The sequence below is a fragment of the Ruegeria sp. AE4 genome (assembly GCF_056542185.1).
This window is the reverse complement of record NZ_JBQFZK010000002.1, coordinates 157,939-177,159: the sequence shown is the minus strand read 5'-3', so window position 1 is coordinate 177,159 and position 19,221 is coordinate 157,939. Positions and strand designations below refer to the sequence as shown.

The following is a 19,221-nucleotide window of genomic DNA, read 5'->3' as shown; positions in this document are numbered from 1 at the left end:
AAAACATTTCGGGCCTTTCAGCCTATGACTAAAAGGCCCGTTGAAAGCAGGCAATCCCCACTAATACCGAGGGTCTATTCGCCCAGCGCAATCCCTTCGCGGCGCGGGTCGGCACCACCGCTCAGCCCGTCACCGATTTCGATGGCGTGCAGCCCCGAAGTCAGGTCGCGCGCGTTGACTTCGAAACCCAGCTGAGCAAGCGCGTCCGTAAATCCTTCTGCCGAAGTCGCAGCCTCGACATCATATGTTCCGAACCGGTTGACCAAATGAGGCAGGGAAACCGCCTGCTGCACGTCCATTCCCCAATCGGCCCAGGCGATGATGGACTTGGCGACATAGCCGATAATCCGGCTGCCGCCCGGAGACCCGATAGCCAGAACCGGCTCGCCATCCTGCAACACGATAGTCGGGCTCATGGATGAGCGCGGACGCTTGCCAGGCTCCAGCCGGTTGGCAATCGGCACACCGTCGCTGTGTGTCTTGAACGAGAAATCAGTAAGCTCGTTGTTCAGCAGGAACCCGTTTGTCATCAGGCGCGACCCAAAACCATTCTCGATCGTCGTCGTCATCGACAGCACATTGCCATAGCTGTCCACGATCGAGATATGCGAGGTTGACGGCAGCTCCAGCGACACGTCGTCTGCCCAAATCAAAGCATGGTCAAATTCCGGTTGGCCCGGTGCGACCTCGGACAAGGCCATTTCGCCTTCCAGCAATGCCGCCCGCTGGGTCAAATAACCCGGATCAACCAGCCCCTTGGTGGGCATGGGTATGAAATCGCTATCGGCCATGTACCGCCCACGATCCGCAAAGGCGAGGCGCGAAGCATCGCCGATCAGGCGCCATGCCTCGGCGCTCTCAGCGCCCATTGCTGCAAGATCATAGCTGTTCAACATCCCCAGAATCTGCCCGACGGTCAGCGCACCCGACGACGGCGGGCCCATGCCGCAAACCTCGTAGGCGCGGTATTCGGCACAGACCGGTTCACGTTCGATCACCTGGTAGAGCGCCAAATCCACCCCTGCAAGAACGCCGGGATTTCCTGGGGCATTGCGAACAGTTCGCACGATATCCGCAGCGATCTCACCTCCGTAAAAACCGGCAGCGCCATCGCTGGCCAGCACGCGCAATGTTTCGGCATAATCCGGGTTCATCAACCGCTGCCCCTGCTGCAACGGCTGACCGTCAGGCAGGAAATATGCGGCTGTTTCGGGAAAGCGCGACAGGCGGTCAGCATCGTTTTCTACAAGGCTGGCCAGACGCGGGGAAACCAGAAACCCTTCATCCGCCAATCGGATTCCGTCGGCAAACAGTCCGGGCCAAGACGCGCGCCCCCATCTTCGATGCGCCTCTTCCAGCAGTGCAGGCGTACCCGGTGTACCCACCGACAATCCGCCCACCACCGCATCGAAGAATTTCAGCGGCTCGCCGTTTTCATCCTGAAACAGCGTCGGGGTAGCGGCAAGGGGGGCCGTTTCGCGCCCGTCCAGCGTTGTCATCTGCCCGCTGGCCGCGTCGTACCAAACCAGAAACGCACCCCCGCCCAGACCAGAAGATTGCGGCTCGACCAGCCCCAGCACGACCTGCACGGCAACCATCGCATCCGCGGCAGACCCGCCCGCGCGCAGCACTTTGGCCCCGGCCTCGACCGCCAGCGGATTGGCCGCAGCTATCATCCAGTTTTCGGATGTGACCGGGACTCCCTCAAGCTTGGCTTCGAGGGCCGCAATAACCTCGTCGGTCATCGCCTGAACCTGCCCTTCTGTCGCGGCTTCGGGTGCAACGGCATCGGCTGTTTCCTGCGCGAACCCCGGTGTCGAAATAGCAAGTGCGGTAGTAAGCAGCAGTGCTGAAACATGTCTCATCTGTTCTAACCCTCCAATACAATCTTTATTTTCAATCCTGTAAGGATTTTGCCCCCTCTGCAACGATCAGGCATGGCAGCGTGTTATCACAGCGAAGTTTCGCCATTTCCCCTACGGTTCGGTTTCTTCGGCGCGACGATCCTGATCATAGCGGGTTGTCTCGGCAAATTCGGGTAGCCACGCCTCGCGTCGTTTGGTCCAGCATTCATATGTCGGTATGAATTGGTCAGGCGCGTCAAGACAGCCCAGATGCACTTCGACTTCGGCACCGCTTCGGGCAAATACCGGAGATCCGCAATCAGGGCAAAAGTACCGGTCGGAATAACCTTTCACATTTCCGGTGATCTTAACCGCATCCGCCGGAAAAATAGCCGCCGCATAAAACAACGCGCCGTGGTGTTTGCGGCAGTCCAGACAATGGCAAATCCCGACGCGAAGAGGACAACCCGAAGCCGTGACGCGCAGTTTTCCACAACGGCATCCCCCTTCAAACACGTCCATCCATGATCCTTTCCGACGCGTCAGAGCATCGCAGGCACAACCTGATCCGGTGGGCGGTGGCCATCTTCGAAGGTTTTGATGTTGATGATGACTTTTTCACCCATCTCAACCCGGCCCTCCAGCGTGGCCGACCCCATATGCGGCAGTAGAACCACGTTCGGCAACTGCCGCAAGCGCGGGTTCACACCGGTTCCCTGTTCGTAGACATCCAGCCCCGCGCCCGCAATTTCCCCCGCGCGGATCATCCGGGTCAAAGCGTTCTCGTCAATAACCTCACCCCGCGAAGTATTCACGATCACTGCCGAGGGTTTCATCAGCTTTAGGCGGCGCGCGTTCATCAGGTGGAAGGTAGACGGTGTCGATGGGCAGTTGATAGATATCACATCCATACGCGCCACCATCTGATCCAGGCTTTCCCAATAGGTCGCCTCTAGTTCTTGCTCAATCTCTGGGCGCAATCTGCGGCGGTTGTGATAATGGATCTGCATACCAAACGCCTTGGCGCGGCGGGCCACAGCCTGTCCGATCCGGCCCATGCCCAGAATACCCAAACGCCGCCCGCCAATGCGACCACCCAGAAACGCGGTGGGGGCCCACCCGGTCCAGTCGCCTTGCTGCATGACGCTCAACCCTTCGGGAATGCGCCGTGTGACAGCGAGAATCAGGGCCATGGTCATATCTGCCGTGTCGTCGGTCAGCACACCGGGCGTGTTGGACACCAATATGCCGCGCTGCCGCGCCGTCGCCACATCGATATTGTCGACACCGGCCCCGTAATTGGCGATCAGCCGCAGTTTTTCACCTGCCTGACCCAATAGCCCGCCATCAATGGTATCGGTCACCGTAGGCACCAGAACATCGGCATCCTGCACCGCTGCTACTAATTCTTCACGCGTCATTGGGGTGTCGTCGTCGCGCAGGCGCACGTCAAACAATTCGCTTAACCGGGTTTCTACTGCCTCAGGCAACCGTCGCGTAACGACAACACTTAAACGTTCTCTTGGCACCTCGGCTCTCCCACTGCTTTGCAAACGGACGCGCGCCATGGCATCGTGGCGCAGGATAAGGCGGGGCACAAGAACCCCAATGGCATTGAGTCGACCTTTTTTCAAAACCGGATCAACAGGCATAAGAGCGGGCAGTCAGTGAGTGGTATTCGACCGGTAAAACGCCGATCTCTGGCGGTAGTTTCCGCATTTCTGGTCATGTTCGGTGCCTGCGCCGCACATGCCGAAGTCAAACGCGGATCGGTCACCAACCTGCCCCTGCCCCGATATGTGTCGATGAAGGCAGCCGAAGGGAACGTGCGACGCGGACCATCCCTAACCCACCGAATCGATTGGGTATTCAAAAGGCGTGGCATGCCGCTGCAGGTCACTGCCGAATACGGCAACTGGCGCAAGGTCCAAGACCGCGACGGCGCGGGTGGCTGGGTTCACTATGCCTTGTTGTCTGGCGTCCGAACGGTGCTGATCGAATCCGAGATGCTGCCTGTTTATGCCCGCCCCGACCCGACCTCGCCCGTGAATGCCCATTTCGAGACCGGAGTGGTGGCGCGCCTTGGAGCCTGTTCGCTGGACTGGTGCAGGATCACCGCCGGCGGATACCGTGGCTGGACACTGAAATCGAACCTTTGGGGCGTCGATTCTTCCGAAATTCGGGAATAGGCGAAAGACAATTTCCGGTATCCGCGGTTGCGCATCGCCCCGAAAAAGCGCGACAAGCTGTTTGAGTTACCGGCCCAATCGCCGCTTAACTCGACCTAAACGGAGGACCCTATGCGCGCAGTCACCTATTCAGCCTTCGGAGACGCTGTCGATGTCTTGCGCATACAGGATATTCCCCCAGTTCCGCCTGGACCGGGTGAAGTCACGGTCGAGTTGTCTTATTCCGGCGTAAATCCCTCGGACGTCAAGGCCCGCGCGGGAACCCGACCGGGTGTCACAGAACCTCCGTTTCCGCTGATCGTTCCGCACAGCGACGGGGCTGGAGTCATCACAGCGGTTGGCGATGGCGTACCCGCGACGCGGATTGGTCAGCGCGTGTGGATTTGGAACGGGCAATGGCAACGCGCGTTCGGTACAGCTGCCAGCCACATCACCCTGCCTGAATCTCAGGCTGTAGAACTGCCCGAGACGGTGTCACTTGAAACCGGAGCGATTCTTGGAATTCCGGGCCTTACCGCAAGCCACGCAGTGTTCTCGGGCGGCACGCCGCGCGGGCAAACCATTTTGATCCATGGTGGGGCGGGTACTGTCGGGTATCTGGCTGTCCAGCTTGCCAAATGGGCCGGAGCCAAAGTGATCGCAACGGCCAGCACCCGCAGCTTTGACCGGGTCAAGGCAGCTGGTGCAGATGTCGTTCTCGACTACTCCGGTGAACACCTTTCGGATCAGATTCTCGACGCAAATGATGGACGTGCAATTGGTCGAATCGTCGATGTCGAATTTGGACAGAACCTTGACACCAACATTGCCGTCATCGCCGAAAACGGCCGTATCAACGCATATGGATCTGCCCGGAATATGACACCCGTCTTTCCCTTTGGACCCATGATGTTCAAGGCAGTGACACTCGAGGCGGTCCTGATCTACCTGCTGCCCGTAGACTTGCGCGCCGCCGCAATAAAGACACTCCACAAGGCACTGGCTGATGGCGCATTGATCTGCCCCGTACATAAGGTCTTTACACTGGAAGAATGCGCTGCCGCCCATGCGATGGTACAGGAAGGCAACCGTTCCGGAGCGGTGTTGATCGACACCAAATGAGAGGCCCTCAAAAAAATTTTACGGCGCTCGTTTTTTTTGCAAAACGCTCTTGAACCCTGCCATCAACAATCGTAGATAGCCGCTCACCGTTGGGGTGTAGCCAAGTGGTAAGGCAGCGGTTTTTGGTACCGTGTATCGTAGGTTCGAATCCTACCACCCCAGCCATGATTTTCCCTAATATCACACACTATGAATCTAGGTCCGGATTTTGGCGCGTTCTCAGCGGCTTTTCTGATATCAGCGCCATGTTGAGACGCGCAGGTGCATGCTCTTGCGAGAAAATAGGAAAGACCCCGGAGTTTTTTCTTGCCGCAGGGTAAGTGTTAAGGTACCCGCGTTTTACCGGTCCCGATGTGGCTAAGAGGGAATCCGAGGTGCCTTTTGGTGCCAACCGGAACTGCCCCCGCAACTGTAGGCGGCGAGCGCTGTCCATTTCCGTCACTGGGCCATTTTGGTCTGGGAAGACAGGACAGACAAAGACCCGTCAGTCAGGAGACCTGCCGGTATGAAACCGAAACACACCGGGCGGGGTTGTCCGGGGAGGTTGCCGAAGAAACGCGCCGGGCGGTCTATTTTCTACCCTGCGCTCACGGCAGGCAGTAAAGCGTCTGTTGCTTCGGTAAATGCCCATTCACCCGTTCTCTGGTCATTGACACATGGAGATCGATTGTCATGTTTCTACGCACTGGCCTGATTGGCCTTTCCTTGCTGGCTACCAGCGCTGCCTCCGAAGGAAACTTTCCCCTAACTATCGAAAACTGCGGTCACTCGGTCACGTTTGACGCGCCAGTGACGTCGTCAGTCACGGTCGGCCAAGCCGCGACCGAGGTGCTTTATGCGCTGGGTCTGGGCGAGCAGGTTCTTGGAACCTCGGTCTGGTTCAACGAGGTGCTGCCTGAATATGCCGAGGTGAATGCCAAGGTAGAGCGTCTGGCAGACAATGATCCCAGCTTTGAAAGCGTTGTTGCCAAGCGGCCGGGACTGGTCGCAGCGCAATATGAGTGGCATGTCGGACCCGAGGGCATCGTCGCCACGCGTGAGCAATTTCACGAACTGGGCATTCCAACGTACGTAATGCCTGCAGATTGCATCGGCAAAGACAATACAGTCGGCGGCGATGGCACCCGCCTGCAAGCGTTCTCGACCGATACGCTGTATCAGGGTATCGAAGAACTGGCGGCAGCCTTTGATGTATCCGAACGCGGCACGGACCTGGTTGCCGAGTACAAGGCCCGCGAAGCCGCAGCCGTCGCCAAGGCGCAAACCGTGAAGCTGGACGATGTGTCAGCCGTATTCTGGTTTTCCTCTCCTGAAATGGAAAGCGACCCGTTTGTGGCCGGACAGAAAGGCGCACCGGGATACATGATGAGTAAATTGGGTATCCGCAACGTCGTCGAGACGGATGAAGAATGGCCAACAGTGGGCTGGGAAACCATTGCCAAGGCCAATCCGACGGTGATTGTTATCGCCAAGATGGACCGCCGTCGCTTTGCTGCGGACGACTACCTGAAAAAGCTGGAGTTCCTGCGCACTGATCCGGTGACCAGCCAGATGGATGCGGTCAAGAATGACCGGATCGTCATTATGGATGCGCAGGCCATGGACGCCACCATCCGCGCAATCCCGGCGCTGGAGGATCTGGCCGAGAAGCTGGATACCATCGGAAACAACCTGTGAACGAGGTCGCCGCAATCTTACGGCAGGGTTTCAAGGCTGCGTGCCTTACCGTGCCATTGTTGATTGCGGCGGTTCTTGCGGGCGCGATGATCGGGGAAACCTCTCTGTCGCCCGATTTGGTTCTCTCCGTTCTGGCCAACAAGCTGGCCGGAGCGGACTTTCCTGTCGACCCAATTGATCAGGGTATTATCTGGAGCTACCGGATTCCTCGCGCTCTGGTCGCTGCGTCCTGCGGTGCCGGTCTGGCTGTCGCAGGGGTCGTGTTGCAGGCTTTGCTGCGAAACCCGTTGGCCGACCCTTACATTTTGGGCATTTCTGCCGGGGCCTCGACGGGTGCCGTGGCTGTAACCATCGCTGGTTTGGGTGGGGGGGCTTTGTCGCTGTCTTTTGGCGCGTTCAATGGCGCGCTTTTGGCTTTTGGTTTTGTCGCGTTGCTGGCCCGAGCCGCTGGCGCAGGGGGCGGACGGGTTGCGACGGCACAGATCGTCCTGGCGGGAATTGCCGGGTCTCAGTTGTTCAATGCGCTGACGGCCTTCATCATCGCCAAATCCGCCAATGCCGATCAGGCGCGCGGGATCATGTTCTGGCTGATGGGAAACCTCAGCGGCGTGCGCTGGCCGGATGTGTATCTGGCCATTCCGGTGGCCCTTGTCGGTTGGCTCATTTGCCGCTTTCACGCCAGAGCACTGGACGCCTTTATTTTCGGCTCTGATTCAGCGGCCTCGCTGGGCATATCGGTACGTCGGGTGCAGGCAACCCTGATCTTTGCGACCGCGCTCACGACAGCTGTCATGGTTTCTATCGTCGGATCCATTGGCTTTGTCGGGCTGGTCATCCCTCATGCTGCCCGGTTCCTTGTGGGACCGGGGCATCGCAGGCTTATCCCAACCTCCGCCTTGATCGGAGCGGTCTTCCTGATCGGCGCAGATATCGTGTCGCGCATCATCATCCCGGGTCAGGTTCTGCCGATTGGGGTGGTCACCGCTCTGATCGGTGCGCCTGCCTTTGCCGTAATTTTGGTGCGCGGCCAGAGGAGCGCCCGATGAAGATCGAGGCGCAAAACCTGACATATTCCGTTCGCGGCAAGACTTTGCTGTCAGACGTATCCTTTGTCGTGGAGCCCGGCGAAACACTTGCTTTGGTCGGACCTAACGGTTCGGGAAAATCAACGCTGATGCGCCTGCTGGCGGGGTTGGTACGTCCGGTTTCAGGAAAAGTCGTCATAGCGGGTCATCCCGTTTCGCATTTGTCGCGCAGACAAATTGCCCAACGGATTGCCATCGTTGAACAACAGGCTGATACGGCCGAACGCGTGACTGCACGATCCGTGGTCGAACTGGGCCGCACGCCCTGGCTGTCGGCCTTACGGCCGTGGCGCGCCGAGGACACCTGGCAAGTCGACAAAGCCCTGCAAACCGTGGAAATGGCCGATATGGCACACAGAGAATGGGCGACATTGTCGGGAGGAGAGCGCCAGCGACTGCACATCGCACGCGCTTTGGCTCAGCAACCGGGACTCTTGCTTTTGGACGAACCGACCAACCATCTGGACATTCATCACCAACTGTCGATCCTGAACTGTGTTCGAATTCTAAAAGTGACGACAGTGATGGCGCTGCACGATCTGAATCAGGCGATGGCCTGTGACCGGGTGGCTGTTTTGTCAAAAGGGCGGCTGGTCTCTCTTGGCCCGCCCGAACATGCCCTGTCTTTGGAAACCGTTTCAGAAGTTTTCGGTGTTAAAGCACAGTGGGGGTATAGTGCCGGCGGGACAGAACGATTTCTGTCCTATCATCTGGACTGACGGATTCCGATCGCTTCTGGTCGTACAGGATATCAGTGTCGTCAGCGCAGCATGTCAGATACGTACAATCTACGGCCTCAAAGCCATATTCCAACGGCGCGCAATCTTGACTTGGGTTTCCTCACAACCCGTCAAGTTGCCCGTCGAATGCTGTCTTGATTCTGACCTGGATTGGATTCGTTCGTATTTTTGCCTTCAAAGATGATCAGCAGGCGCGTTGTCCGAGCGTGGGTCGACCAAACCTCAATGATATGTTCACTACTTGTTTTGAACCGTGAAACAGATTCCTTTTGGAAACCTCTGAGGCCTGACACAAATCACGACACGCCATCAGGTTGAACAGATTGCGGCGACCGCATGTCGATATTGCAGATTACCCACAATCAAAGCCTCAATCTGAGCCTTAAATTAACGGTAGATTAACGAAACAGGGCACAACAAATCTCTGGATGACAAGTTCTTGATATACTTATGCCTATATCGAGATTTATTGGTGGGTAATCCTGCCGGTCTGTTGACTAGTCCAGTTTTTAACGAGGGGGTATCCCGGCAGGATCAGGGGGTGCCAGATCAGGCCAGTTCGAGGCCAACAGATCGCGGCACCCCCGCCGGTAAGCGCGAACCAGCAACCCATCTTTTTCAGTTGATCTTGTTGCGTTGCGCGTGCGGCGTGATGCCGAAACTGGACCTGTATACCCTAGAGAAATGACCCGGATTTTCGAAGCCGCAGGCCACGGCGACTTCGGTAACCGACGCCTCGGTTTGCAAAAGCAGCTTCCGGGCCCGTTCCAGCCGCATTTCCATAAAGTACCTTTTAGGGGAAGTGTTTAGGTATTTGCCAAACAACCGTTCAAGTTGACGGGTGGAAATACCCAATTTGTCTGCAATGAAGGATGGGGAAACTGGGGTTTCCAGGCTGTCCTGCATAATGTCTATCGCCTTTGCCAGGTGGGCATTGCGCATTCCATTGCGCGACTGCAGCGAAACGCGCTGCTTGGCGGTCGCATTACGCACCGTGTTATAGACCATTTGATCCGCAACATCGGTGGCCAGCTCTTCGCCATGGTCGCGTTCAATCAGGTGCAGCATCAGGTCTGCGGTCGCGGTCCCACCTGATGCGGTAATGTGTTTTTCGTCGGCGACAAAGACGCTGCGCACCAGATTGATATCCGGAAAGGCTTCCATGAACGCGTCGTGGTATTCCCAATGGATCGCCGCCTGCATACCGTTGAGGAACCCGGCCTCGGCCAGCAGCCACGCGCCGGAACACAATGCCCCGATCCGCGTTCCACGCGCTCGTTCGCGCCGCAGTGTGGCCAGAAGGGAACGGGTCACGTGGTCACGCATGTGAATGCCCGACAAAACAAAGAGCTGATCGCACTTGGACAGTTCCTCAAGTCCGGAATGCACGAGGGTGACGGACCCATTGGAAGACACGGCCTGCTCGCCCTGTTCGGATACAAATGACCAGCGATACAGCTCTTCGCCACTTACAAGGTTGGCGATTCTCAGCGGCTCGACCGCACAGGAAAAGGCGAGGTGCGAAAACTCCTCGACCAGGATGAAGGCGAAGTGCTGCGTCTGAGGCATGAGCAGGACCATTTCCAAACTGGGCCGACGCCCGAACGTGAGTCTATTTTGCAGACATCCATGCTGCACGAGATTTTTTTGTATACAAGTTGTATTTTTTAGAAATACAAAACTGTGACCTCCGCGATTCGAACGCAGCTGCCACAGGACTTAGTGAGGCCAAAGGATGAAAGACGAAGCCAAGTCGCGCAAAAATGCGCTAAGAGAACACCTGAAGATGTCCATCCTGACGCTGCGCCTTCGTCCAGGTGACGATCTGGATGAGGCGCATCTGTCCGATGAATTCGGCCTGTCGCGCACGCCTCTGCGCGAAGTGTTTCGTCAACTGGCTGGCGAAGGCTATCTGGATCTGCGAAAAAACCGCAGTGCCCGTGTTTCGGAAATGTCCTACACCACACTGCGCGATTTCTTCCTTGCCGCGCCGATGGTTTACGGGGCCATCCTGCGTCTGGCGGCAGTGAACGCGACTAACGCGCAAATCGAAGAACTGAAAGCGGCTCAGCAAGCATTCAAAGCTGCCCTTCGTTCAGGGTCGGCCGAAGATCGCGCACTTGCCAACAACCGTTTTCATGACGTGACCGGAGAGATGTCCGGCAATGTCTACCTGCTGCCGTCATTCAACCGGCTGCTGATCGATCATGCACGGATTGGCATGACATTCTACCGGCCACAGACAGTTGAAATGTCCGAAAACCTGTCGCTGGCCAGCCAACAGCATGACGCGATCATCGCAGCCATCGAGGCACGCGATGAAGCCGCGGCGGCGAAACTGGCCGAGGATCACTGGAACCTGTCCCGGGATCAGATCGGGATGTTCGTGATGCCTGACGCGCTGGATGTGCCGATGGGTATCCCACCATTTTCGAAACCCGCATGAGGACGGAATGAACCCGATTTTCAAGTTTGAAGGGATATATACCCCTGTGATCACCCCCTATCACGACGATGGTAGCGTGAACTGGGACGCCCTGTCCGACGTGATCGAATACCTGATCGAAAATGGTGTGCACGGCCTGATTTCCGGCGGATCCACGGGCGAGAATTATGCCCAGACCGTGGCGGAGCGGCTGGAACTGGCCAAATTCACGCATCAGCGCCTGAAAGGGCGGTTGCCCTTGGTGGTTGGCACGGGCGCGATGCTGACTTCGGACTCGATTGCGTTGGCCGCGGGCGCGCGCGACATCGGCGCGGACGCCATCCTGTTGGCAAGCCCGCCCTATTCGGTACCGACGGATCGCGAAAACGCGCTGAACGCGCTGGCCATCGACAAGGCCGCCGACCTGCCGGTGATGCTTTACAACTATCCGCACCGTACCGGCACAATGATGGGGGAAGAGTTCCTTGACCGCGTGGGTCGGAGCCGAAATTTCTGCGGCATCAAGGAAAGCTCGGGCGATATCAACCGGGTGCATCTGTTGGCGCGGGATTATCCGCATATCCAGCTGGGCTGCGGCATGGACGACCAGGCACTGGAGTTTTTCGCCTGGGGCGCACCATTCTGGGTCTGCGGCGGTTCGAACTTCCTGCCAGCAGAACATGTGGCATTGTATCAGGCCTGCGTGATCGAAGGCAACTTTGCCAAAGGGCGCCGGATCATGTCTGCGATGATGCCACTGATGCGGGTGCTGGAACAGGGTGGCAAGTTCATCCAGACCATCAAGCATGGCGTCACCATGAACGGGATCGACGCGGGTATCATGCGGCCTCCACTGAAGGGCCTGAACAAAGATGACAAGCGCGCGCTGGAACAGGTGACGCGCGTGCTGAGGAAGACAATCGCTGACATCGTGGCTGAGGGGTGACAAACATGGATCTGCTGACACAGGACGAGTACAAATCCATCGCCGCAGGTCTGAGCCTGCCGACAGGCGCCTTTATCGACGGCGCATTCCGTCCGTCGTTCTCGGGCCAGACCTTTGCGACAGAGAACCCTGCAACCGGTGAAAAGCTGACCGATATCGCATCCTGCGATGGGGCGGATGTGGATTTTGCGGTCGCGAAAGCTCGTGAGGCGTTTGACGATGGCCGCTGGAGCAAGCTGCATCCGTCTGATCGCAAGGATATATTGATCAGGTTGTGCAAGCTGATAACCCGCAACGCCCGTGAACTGGCCGTGATGGAGAGCATCGACAGCGGCAAGACGATCTTTGACTGCGAAACTGTTGATGTGCCCGAGACGATCCACTGCCTGAAGTGGCACGCCGAGGCGATTGACAAAATTTACGATCAGGTTTCGCCCGCCGGCGACGATCACATCGCTATGGTGGTGCGCGAGCCAATCGGCGTCGTCGGTCTGGTGCTGCCGTGGAACTTTCCGCTGCTGATGCTGGCATGGAAGATAGGGCCAGCACTGGCGGCAGGCTGTTCTGTTGTTGTGAAACCGGCGATTGAAACCACTTTGACGGCCCTGCGCCTTGCTGAATTGGCGATGGAGGCCGGTTTGCCACGCGGAGTATTGAACATCGTTCCCGGCGGCGGAGCCGAAGTGGGCGAACCCATTGGGCGGCACATGGATATCGACATGGTATCCTTCACAGGCTCAACCGTGACCGGCAAACGCTTTCTGACCTATTCGGCGGAAAGCAACGCCAAAGAGGTGGTCTTGGAGATGGGCGGCAAGAACCCAGCCATCGTGATGGACGATGCCGAAAGCCTGGACAGGGTGGCGGCGCATATCGTCAATGGTGCATTCTGGAACATGGGTGAAAACTGCTCGGCCTCGTCACGCCTGATCGTGCATAAGAAAGTGAAGGCCGAGCTGCTGGAGCGCATCGCGCATCACGCCAAACAATGGAACACGGGCGACCCGCTCGACCCCGAATCCCGCATGGGCGCACTGGTGAGCGAAGACCACTACACCAAGGTTTGTGGCTATCTGGATCAGGCCGAGAACGTGGTGATCGGTGGCAAGGCAGACAACGGGTTTGTCGAGGCCACCGTGGTCGAAGTGCCCGGCAACGACGCTGCATTGGCGCGCGAGGAAATCTTTGGCCCTGTCTTGTCGGTAATTGAAGTCTCGGGCTTCGATGAAGCGATCCAGATCGCGAACGACACCGACTATGGCTTATGCGCCTCGATCTTCACGGCCAATGTCAAACGCGCCATTCGAGGTGCGCGGATGATCCGCGCAGGCACCGTGACAGTGAACAGCTTCGGCGAAGGTGACATCACGACACCCTTCGGTGGTTACAAGCAATCGGGCTTTGGGGGTCGTGATAACTCGATCCACGCGCATGATCAGTACACCCAGTTGAAAACCATCTGGATCGATCTGGCCGATGACGCGGATGAGGCCGTCGGTTGAGCCGACATGACGCCAAAAGGCTACCCCGGCAGACAGGTCCGTCGGGATGGAACGCGATTCTGCCGCCCCAAACACCTCTGGCGGTGCTGGAACGGAACCTTACCGCGGATATCACAATAGTTGGCGGCGGGTTTGCCGGGCTCAGCGCGGCACGGCGGCTGCATCAATTGGATTCTTCGCTGAAAATCGTTCTGCTGGAAGCCGATCGCTTCGCGGAGAGCTCGGCAGGCCGGAATTCGGGGTTCATGATCGACTTGCCCCATGATTTGGCCTCGGATAACTACGCGGGCAAGGGATCAGAGGCAGATCGCGCCACCATTGCGCTGAACCGCAAGGCGATTGCCTTTGCGACCGAAGTGGCCTTCGATTGCGGGCTGTCAAAGGAAATGTTCGACCCTTGCGGCAAATACAATGCCGCCGCCACCAAAGCGGGCGACGCGCATAACCGCGCCTTTGCCGCGCACCTGACCAAACTCGGCGAGCCGCATACGCTTTATGATCAGCAGCAGATGCAAGAGATCACAGGCAGCCCGCACTATACCTCGGGGCTTTATGCGCCGGGAACAGTGATGATCCAGCCTGCGGCATATGTGCGGGCGCTGTCTGCCCGTCTGGCCGGGCAGATCAATGTATTCGAGCATTCACCCGTCATCCGTATTGAACAACAAGGCGCAGGCTGGGTGGTCAGCACTAAAAAGGCCAAGGTCAGCACCGGGCGGATCATTCTGGCCAACAATGGCCATCTGGAGAGCTTTGGGTTCTATCAGCGGCAATTGATGCATATTTGCCTCTATGCCTCGCTCACAGCGCCGCTGACCGACGCGCAGATCAAGACAATGGGCGGGCAGTCGCGTTGGTCCGTGACGCCTGCGGACCCATTGGGGACGTCGGTACGGCGTATTTCGGGAAGCTATGGGGATCGCATCCTGATTCGCACCTGCTCAAGCTTTCATCCAACAATCGAGACCAGTCCAATGAGGCTGCGCAATGCAGGCTGGGTGCATGACAGAAAGTTCAGGGAACGCTTTCCGCATCTGTCAGATGTGCAGATGGAGCATCGCTGGGCCGGTATGCTGTGCCTCAGCCGCAACGGATCGGCGGCGTTCGGCGAACTGGAGGATGATGTGTTCTCGGCCTGTTGTCAGAACGGTCTGGGTATCGCTCGAGGCACCTTGCAGGGAATAGGGGTGGCAGAACTGGTACTGCAAGGTGGATCAGAGATTGCAGATCATTTTCTGGCGCAACCGGACCTGCCGCGATTGCCACCCGAGCCGTTCGCCTCGTTTGGAGTAAACAGCTATCTGATCTGGAAAGAATGGCGGTCAGGCAAGGAATGAGGTCAAGGCAAGCTGAGCTTCGCCATGCGCCCTCCATCCACCGTATAGACCTGCCCGGTGACAAAAGCTGCATCCTTTGATGCCAGAAACGCGACGAGCGCCGCAACTTCTTCAGGACGTCCCGTCCGGGTGACAGGGTGGATTTTGGCAATGTCGCGACGGAATGCAGCCGGGTCGGGCATGGATTCAATGAAATCCTCATTCAGCTCGGTATCGACCCATCCCGGCGCAACCGCATTGCATCGGATGCCCTCGGCCCCGTGATCCACGGCAACGGCGCGGGTCAGGCCGTGCAACCCTGCTTTGGACGCGCAGTAAGCGGCGTGGCCGGGATTGCTGCCCAAACCTTCGATGGATCCGGTATTGACGATGGTGCCTTTGGTTTTGCGCAAGTAGGGCAGTGCGGCCTTGATCATCAGGAACGGTGCGGTGAGGTTGACCGTCAGGATACGCTGCCAGTCCTCATGGCTCATTTCCTCGACCGAGGCTTCCTGCATCATGCCGGCGTTGTTGACCAACACGTCCAGACGCTTGGCTTCAGCGATCACATTGCCGACCACCTGCTCGGGGCTGTTGGGATCGGTGAAATCAGCAGCGATTCCATGGAATTCGCTGTCCTCGCCGCGTTGGGCGGTAAAGACCTGTGCACCTTCGTCTTGCAAACGTCGGGCGATGGCCTGACCGATGCCGCTACGCCCGCCGGTGACCAGCGCTACTTTTCCATCGAAACGCCTCATGAAACGGGCTTCCCTCCGTTGACCTCGACCAACGTACCGCAAACATAGCGCGATGCGTCCGAGACAAGGAACATGATCACGTCGGCGATGTCTTCCGGTTCGGCGATCCGGCCCAGCGGTACGGTTTGGCCCAGAGAAGCCACCGCGGAATCGGGATCAAAACCCCGCTTTTCAAAGCCCGAGCGCAGCATCGGAGTATTCACTTCGTTCGGGCATACTGCGTTGATGCGAATGCCCTGATGGGCGTGGTCCATGCCCATGCACTGGGTCAAGGACGCAATGGCCGCTTTGGTCATACAATACACGGCGTGGTTAGGGCCCGGACGCAACCCCCAGCAGGACGCGGTGTTGACGATGGCCCCACTCCCTGCTTCGGCCATGATTGGAATCGCGGCACGGCAGATACGAAAGGGCGCTTCAACGTTGACCCCCAGTGACAGAGACCAATCCGCATCAGACGTTTCCGTGACCGACCCGCGCGTGATGACGCCTGCATTGTTGATCACGATATCGAGCCCACCCAGCGCCGAAGCCGCAGCCTGAGGTAAGCAATCAGAATAGGCGGGATCAAGTAAATCGCCGGGCAGATGTGCCTCAGCCTCGATGCCACCGACCGACCGGTCTGCGACGGCGACCCGCGCCCCCGCCTTGCGCAGGCGTTGAACGATTGACGCCCCGATACCACCGGCTGCGCCAGTGACCAGAGCCGATTTTCCATTCAGGTTCATAAAGTCATCCATTGTTAGAATGATGCAACCGGAGCACCGAATTGGCCTTCATCAGGAACCACGCCCAACCCCGGCCCGGTTGGCAGTTCAATATGCCCACCTTTGATCCGGATGCCGTTTTCAGGGTCGTAGTTTCCCTCGATATAAGGCGCAGCCAGCCAGACACCTTCCAGCAGGTCGGGCCGAACGGTGGCACCGATATGAGTACTGGCGGCAGCGATGATGTCTCCTCCCCAGCTGTCATCGCAGGTGTGTGGCAGGTTGCGCGCCTCGCAGATGTCGCGGAAAGCGCGCATCGGATGCAGACCGCCGATGCGGGTGACCTTCATGCCGAACCCATCGACCAAACCGGTGCCCGCTGCCGAAATCACGATGTTCAAGCTGGTGCTGTTTTCATCCATGTATATACCGTGTGCGACCTGAGGCCGGATCTTCTGCAAGTCTTCGATGGTGTTGCAGGGCTGTTCCATGATGAACGGGATTTCGGGGCATTCGCGGCTAACACGCAGGGCGTCGCGCGTGGTCCAGCCCCGGTTGCCGTCGACGGCAAGTCGCATGCCTGATCCTTTGACCACATCCCAGACTTTTCGGATGGTTTCGATGTCGATCTCGACCGGGCGACCCCCAACTTTGATCTGCAGACGGGGGTAGCCTTCTGCCAGCTTTTCGCCTGCCAGCCGGGCAATGTCATCGGGCGCGCCGACGCCAGTGGCGTAGTAGGATGGTACCTTGTTCGTGGTCGCACCGCCCAGCAGGTCACAGACCGGAACGCCCAGATGCTTGCCCAGCAGGTCATGCACCGCGATATCGATGGCCGCCTTAGCACAGGCATGCCCGTTCAGCACCCTATCCATCCGGCGATGCAGGGACAGGGGCAGCACCTCGACCCCGATCAAGCCAGGGGCCATTTCGGCAAGCGCTGCGCGGGCACCTGCTGCGTGCGCCTCGGCATATGTTGGCCCAACTGGGCAGGTTTCCCCCCAGCCAACCAGACCGTTGTCCGCCACAACTTTCACCAGCGTGGTATCCAAGGACCAGACCTGTGCATTGGCCATGGTGTAGGGTCCGTTTTTGACCGACAGGTCGTGGCTGTAGATGTGCAGTTCAGCGATCTTCATTTTGGTCTCTTGGTCTTGAACGAAAAAGAACCCGCCCGGTGTTTCGGGCAGGCCAGCACGGGGAGTTTGCATCAGTATGTCTGGTTTAGCTCATCTGCTGCCGGAATTTCCCTCTCACGGCGGGCGATATAGTCCAGAAGGGCGTCGTTCTTGGCCTCGTCCAACTTTGGTTCCTGATACTCGGCTAAAAGCTTCCTCGCGTATTTCAGAGCGCGTTCGGTGATTTCAACTTCACCTTCCGCCACCCATTGTTCGATCGAGTTGTTGTCAAACAGTTCGGGCATGAAAAAAGCCGTCTGAAAATTCTCCTGGGTGTGCGGATGCCCCAAATAGTGCCCGCCGGGACCCACATCCGGAATTGCGGCCAAGCCTTCGTCAAAATCATGCCATTTAGGCCCCTCCGCCATCCGATAGGCCATCGCGCATTGTTCCGCGTCCACAACAAACTTGGCGACCGAACAATGCATCCCCGCCTCGTTCCAGCCTGCCGAATGCCAGATGTAGTGGGCCCCTGCATGCAGAACAGCGCCCAGAGTTGTGGCGGATTCGTACCCGGCCTGCGCGTCAAACGTCTTGGCCCCGCCCAGCGTGTTCGAGGTGCGCCATGGCACATCGTAAAAGCGCGCCATCTGACCAATCATGAAATTCATCAGACTGATTTCAGGCGTCCCTGCCATCGGCGCACCGGATTTCATCGAAACGGTTGACAGATAATGCCCCCAAATCGCCGGACAGCCCTTGCGGATCACCTGCGTATAAGCCAGTGCCGAAAGCGCCTCGGCGGTTAGCTGTGCCACGGTTGCGGGTACCGATGCGGGCGTATTGGCACCGCCCAGAACGAAGGGCGAGCACAAAACCGGCTGATTCCGGCGGCAGAAGGCGCGCATTGCACCCAGCATGGTTTCATCCCAGACCAGCGGGCTGTTGCCATTGCAGTTGCCCGTTGTAACCGGGTGGTCATCAATGAACCCTTGGCCGAAAAGGATATCGCACATGTCCATCACGTCTTCGGCATTCCGGGGCGAGGTGGTCATGCCCATGAACGTTTTGTCCGAGTATTTCATCGACGAATAAGTGATGCGCAGGTGCCGCTGGCTGATCGGGTGGTCGTAAGGTTCGACGATATGATGGGCCGAGCTGTGCAATGCGGGCATCATGTGCGACAGTTTGTGAAACATCGCCAGATCGTCCAGCGTCGGGTTCCGGCGCACGTCGTCAAGATCACGAAGAAACGGCGCGCCGGTCATCGGCACGAAGATCGAGTGCTTGCCGCCTAGAGCGAGGTTCTTTTGCGGATCGCGCGCGTGATAGGTGAATTGCGCCGGAATGGTCGCGATCAGCTCGCGCACCATGTTGCGGTCCAGAAAGACCAGCTCTTCTTCGACCTTTGCCCCCGCTTTCTTCCAGTCTTCCACTGCGGTCGGGTCGCGGAACTGGACACCGACGTTCTCCAGAATATCCATGGCGGCCTTGTCGATAAGCTCAACCTGACTTCCGTCCATAACTTCGCAATGCGGGATGCCGCGTGTCAGCCCCGGCAGCATGTCAAAATTCGGCGCAGTGCGAAGAGCGCGGCGCGCGGAACGCCCACCAGCGCGTGTAAGAGTACGGGTCGACAAGGGGCAATCCTCCTGTTTTGAATCAGACTGGCGGAATTACGCCGCGTTCACCTCTCTGATTGCGATATGTGTTTGCAGGAAGCGACACCGCCCTGATGACGGTTTTTCGCCATGTCTGTTCACGTAAGGTCGTTCGGTCAATTTACCTTGTGTGACCTACTTCACTGCCAATC

Annotated in this window: 16 protein-coding genes, 1 tRNA gene, 1 pseudogene and 1 riboswitch; of the genes and pseudogenes, 10 read left to right on the top strand and 8 right to left on the bottom strand. The window is 58.1% G+C overall.

The window, feature by feature from the left end; genetic code table 11:
* Window positions 1–74 precede the first annotated feature (74 nt).
* The 3 genes from ggt to ACR0EK_RS05090 form a co-directional block, all read right to left on the bottom strand.
* The gene (ggt, locus tag ACR0EK_RS05100) at window positions 75–1,865 is read right to left on the bottom strand and encodes a gamma-glutamyltransferase (protein ID WP_480482075.1); all 1,791 of its coding nucleotides are present in this window, start codon (window positions 1,863–1,865) and stop codon (window positions 75–77) included.
* Window positions 1,866–1,976: 111 nt separating this feature from the next.
* On the bottom strand, window positions 1,977–2,366 hold the full coding sequence (locus tag ACR0EK_RS05095; protein ID WP_480482077.1) for a GFA family protein: 390 nt from the start codon (window positions 2,364–2,366) through the stop codon (window positions 1,977–1,979).
* Between the two features lie 20 nt (window positions 2,367–2,386).
* A complete protein-coding gene (locus tag ACR0EK_RS05090) occupies window positions 2,387–3,373 on the bottom strand; it encodes a 2-hydroxyacid dehydrogenase (protein WP_480482079.1) in 987 nt (328 codons plus the stop codon).
* Window positions 3,374–3,571: 198 nt separating this feature from the next.
* Here ACR0EK_RS05090 and ACR0EK_RS05085 point away from each other — a divergent pair, with 198 nt between their 5' ends.
* The 6 genes and pseudogenes from ACR0EK_RS05085 to ACR0EK_RS05060 all read left to right on the top strand — a co-directional run.
* Window positions 3,572–4,033, top strand: a complete 462-nt coding sequence (locus ACR0EK_RS05085) for an SH3 domain-containing protein (protein WP_480482350.1) — start codon at window positions 3,572–3,574, stop codon at window positions 4,031–4,033.
* A 111-nt stretch (window positions 4,034–4,144) separates the two neighbouring features.
* The gene (locus tag ACR0EK_RS05080; RefSeq protein WP_480967638.1) at window positions 4,145–5,134 is read left to right on the top strand and encodes an NADPH:quinone reductase; all 990 of its coding nucleotides are present in this window, start codon (window positions 4,145–4,147) and stop codon (window positions 5,132–5,134) included.
* A gap of 90 nt (window positions 5,135–5,224) precedes the next feature.
* A tRNA-Gln gene (locus ACR0EK_RS05075) sits at window positions 5,225–5,299 on the top strand.
* A gap of 161 nt (window positions 5,300–5,460) precedes the next feature.
* Window positions 5,461–5,653: riboswitch (cobalamin riboswitch) on the top strand.
* Window positions 5,654–5,806: 153 nt separating this feature from the next.
* Window positions 5,807–6,811 carry an ABC transporter substrate-binding protein gene (locus tag ACR0EK_RS05070; protein ID WP_480537371.1) on the top strand — a complete coding sequence of 335 codons (1,005 nt, stop codon included), beginning with the start codon at window positions 5,807–5,809 and terminating at the stop codon, window positions 6,809–6,811.
* A 14-nt stretch (window positions 6,812–6,825) separates the two neighbouring features.
* A complete protein-coding gene (locus tag ACR0EK_RS05065; protein ID WP_480538224.1) occupies window positions 6,826–7,857 on the top strand; it encodes a FecCD family ABC transporter permease in 1,032 nt (343 codons plus the stop codon).
* A pseudogene (locus ACR0EK_RS05060) lies at window positions 7,854–8,363 on the top strand (ABC transporter ATP-binding protein); the annotation flags it as partial. The gene ACR0EK_RS05065 and the pseudogene ACR0EK_RS05060, both read left to right, overlap by 4 nt.
* A gap of 891 nt (window positions 8,364–9,254) precedes the next feature.
* Here ACR0EK_RS05060 and ACR0EK_RS05055 read toward each other — a convergent pair.
* Complete coding sequence (locus tag ACR0EK_RS05055; RefSeq protein ID WP_267365279.1) at window positions 9,255–10,205, bottom strand: GlxA family transcriptional regulator; 951 nt, start codon at window positions 10,203–10,205, stop codon at window positions 9,255–9,257.
* A 166-nt stretch (window positions 10,206–10,371) separates the two neighbouring features.
* Between ACR0EK_RS05055 and ACR0EK_RS05050 the strand changes: the two genes are divergently transcribed.
* From ACR0EK_RS05050 to ACR0EK_RS05035, 4 genes are read left to right on the top strand one after another with little or no spacing between them, the layout of a single operon-like run.
* A complete protein-coding gene (locus ACR0EK_RS05050; RefSeq protein ID WP_480557693.1) occupies window positions 10,372–11,082 on the top strand; it encodes a GntR family transcriptional regulator in 711 nt (236 codons plus the stop codon).
* A gap of 7 nt (window positions 11,083–11,089) precedes the next feature.
* Complete coding sequence (locus ACR0EK_RS05045) at window positions 11,090–12,007, top strand: dihydrodipicolinate synthase family protein (RefSeq protein ID WP_480899480.1); 918 nt, start codon at window positions 11,090–11,092, stop codon at window positions 12,005–12,007.
* 5 nt (window positions 12,008–12,012) lie between these two features.
* Entirely contained in the window at window positions 12,013–13,509 is a 1,497-nt protein-coding gene (locus ACR0EK_RS05040) for an aldehyde dehydrogenase (RefSeq protein WP_480899478.1), read from the top strand.
* A complete protein-coding gene (locus ACR0EK_RS05035; protein ID WP_480899476.1) occupies window positions 13,506–14,846 on the top strand; it encodes an NAD(P)/FAD-dependent oxidoreductase in 1,341 nt (446 codons plus the stop codon). The genes ACR0EK_RS05040 and ACR0EK_RS05035 overlap by 4 nt, the downstream gene beginning before the upstream one ends.
* A 2-nt stretch (window positions 14,847–14,848) precedes the next feature.
* Here ACR0EK_RS05035 and ACR0EK_RS05030 read toward each other — a convergent pair whose 3' ends face one another.
* From ACR0EK_RS05030 to ACR0EK_RS05015, 4 genes are all read right to left on the bottom strand, one after another.
* Window positions 14,849–15,583, bottom strand: a complete 735-nt coding sequence (locus ACR0EK_RS05030; RefSeq protein ID WP_480899474.1) for an SDR family NAD(P)-dependent oxidoreductase — start codon at window positions 15,581–15,583, stop codon at window positions 14,849–14,851.
* Window positions 15,580–16,311, bottom strand: coding sequence for an SDR family NAD(P)-dependent oxidoreductase (locus tag ACR0EK_RS05025; protein WP_480773256.1), 732 nt, complete (start codon window positions 16,309–16,311; stop codon window positions 15,580–15,582). Before ACR0EK_RS05025 ends, ACR0EK_RS05030 begins: the two co-directional genes overlap by 4 nt.
* A gap of 14 nt (window positions 16,312–16,325) precedes the next feature.
* A complete protein-coding gene (locus tag ACR0EK_RS05020) occupies window positions 16,326–17,429 on the bottom strand; it encodes a mandelate racemase/muconate lactonizing enzyme family protein (protein WP_480899473.1) in 1,104 nt (367 codons plus the stop codon).
* A 71-nt stretch (window positions 17,430–17,500) separates the two neighbouring features.
* Window positions 17,501–19,048 carry a trimethylamine methyltransferase family protein gene (locus ACR0EK_RS05015; RefSeq protein WP_480482094.1) on the bottom strand — a complete coding sequence of 516 codons (1,548 nt, stop codon included), beginning with the start codon at window positions 19,046–19,048 and terminating at the stop codon, window positions 17,501–17,503.
* Window positions 19,049–19,221 lie beyond the last annotated feature (173 nt).

What these genes read in the sequence shown, in the direction of transcription:
- ACR0EK_RS05050 (WP_480557693.1), top strand. Translation starts at nt 10,372, where the DNA reads ATGAAAGACGAAGCCAAGTCGCGCAAAAATGCGCTAAGAGAACACCTG.
- ACR0EK_RS05055 (WP_267365279.1), bottom strand. Translation starts at nt 10,205, where the DNA reads ATGCCTCAGACGCAGCACTTCGCCTTCATCCTGGTCGAGGAGTTTTCG.
- ACR0EK_RS05080 (WP_480967638.1), top strand. Translation starts at nt 4,145, where the DNA reads ATGCGCGCAGTCACCTATTCAGCCTTCGGAGACGCTGTCGATGTCTTG.
- ACR0EK_RS05045 (WP_480899480.1), top strand. Translation starts at nt 11,090, where the DNA reads ATGAACCCGATTTTCAAGTTTGAAGGGATATATACCCCTGTGATCACC.
- ACR0EK_RS05020 (WP_480899473.1), bottom strand. Translation starts at nt 17,429, where the DNA reads ATGAAGATCGCTGAACTGCACATCTACAGCCACGACCTGTCGGTCAAA.
- ACR0EK_RS05030 (WP_480899474.1), bottom strand. Translation starts at nt 15,583, where the DNA reads ATGAGGCGTTTCGATGGAAAAGTAGCGCTGGTCACCGGCGGGCGTAGC.
- ACR0EK_RS05025 (WP_480773256.1), bottom strand. Translation starts at nt 16,311, where the DNA reads ATGAACCTGAATGGAAAATCGGCTCTGGTCACTGGCGCAGCCGGTGGT.
- ACR0EK_RS05070 (WP_480537371.1), top strand. Translation starts at nt 5,807, where the DNA reads ATGTTTCTACGCACTGGCCTGATTGGCCTTTCCTTGCTGGCTACCAGC.
- ACR0EK_RS05095 (WP_480482077.1), bottom strand. Translation starts at nt 2,366, where the DNA reads ATGGACGTGTTTGAAGGGGGATGCCGTTGTGGAAAACTGCGCGTCACG.
- ACR0EK_RS05040 (WP_480899478.1), top strand. Translation starts at nt 12,013, where the DNA reads ATGGATCTGCTGACACAGGACGAGTACAAATCCATCGCCGCAGGTCTG.
- ACR0EK_RS05085 (WP_480482350.1), top strand. Translation starts at nt 3,572, where the DNA reads ATGTTCGGTGCCTGCGCCGCACATGCCGAAGTCAAACGCGGATCGGTC.
- ggt (WP_480482075.1), bottom strand. Translation starts at nt 1,865, where the DNA reads ATGAGACATGTTTCAGCACTGCTGCTTACTACCGCACTTGCTATTTCG.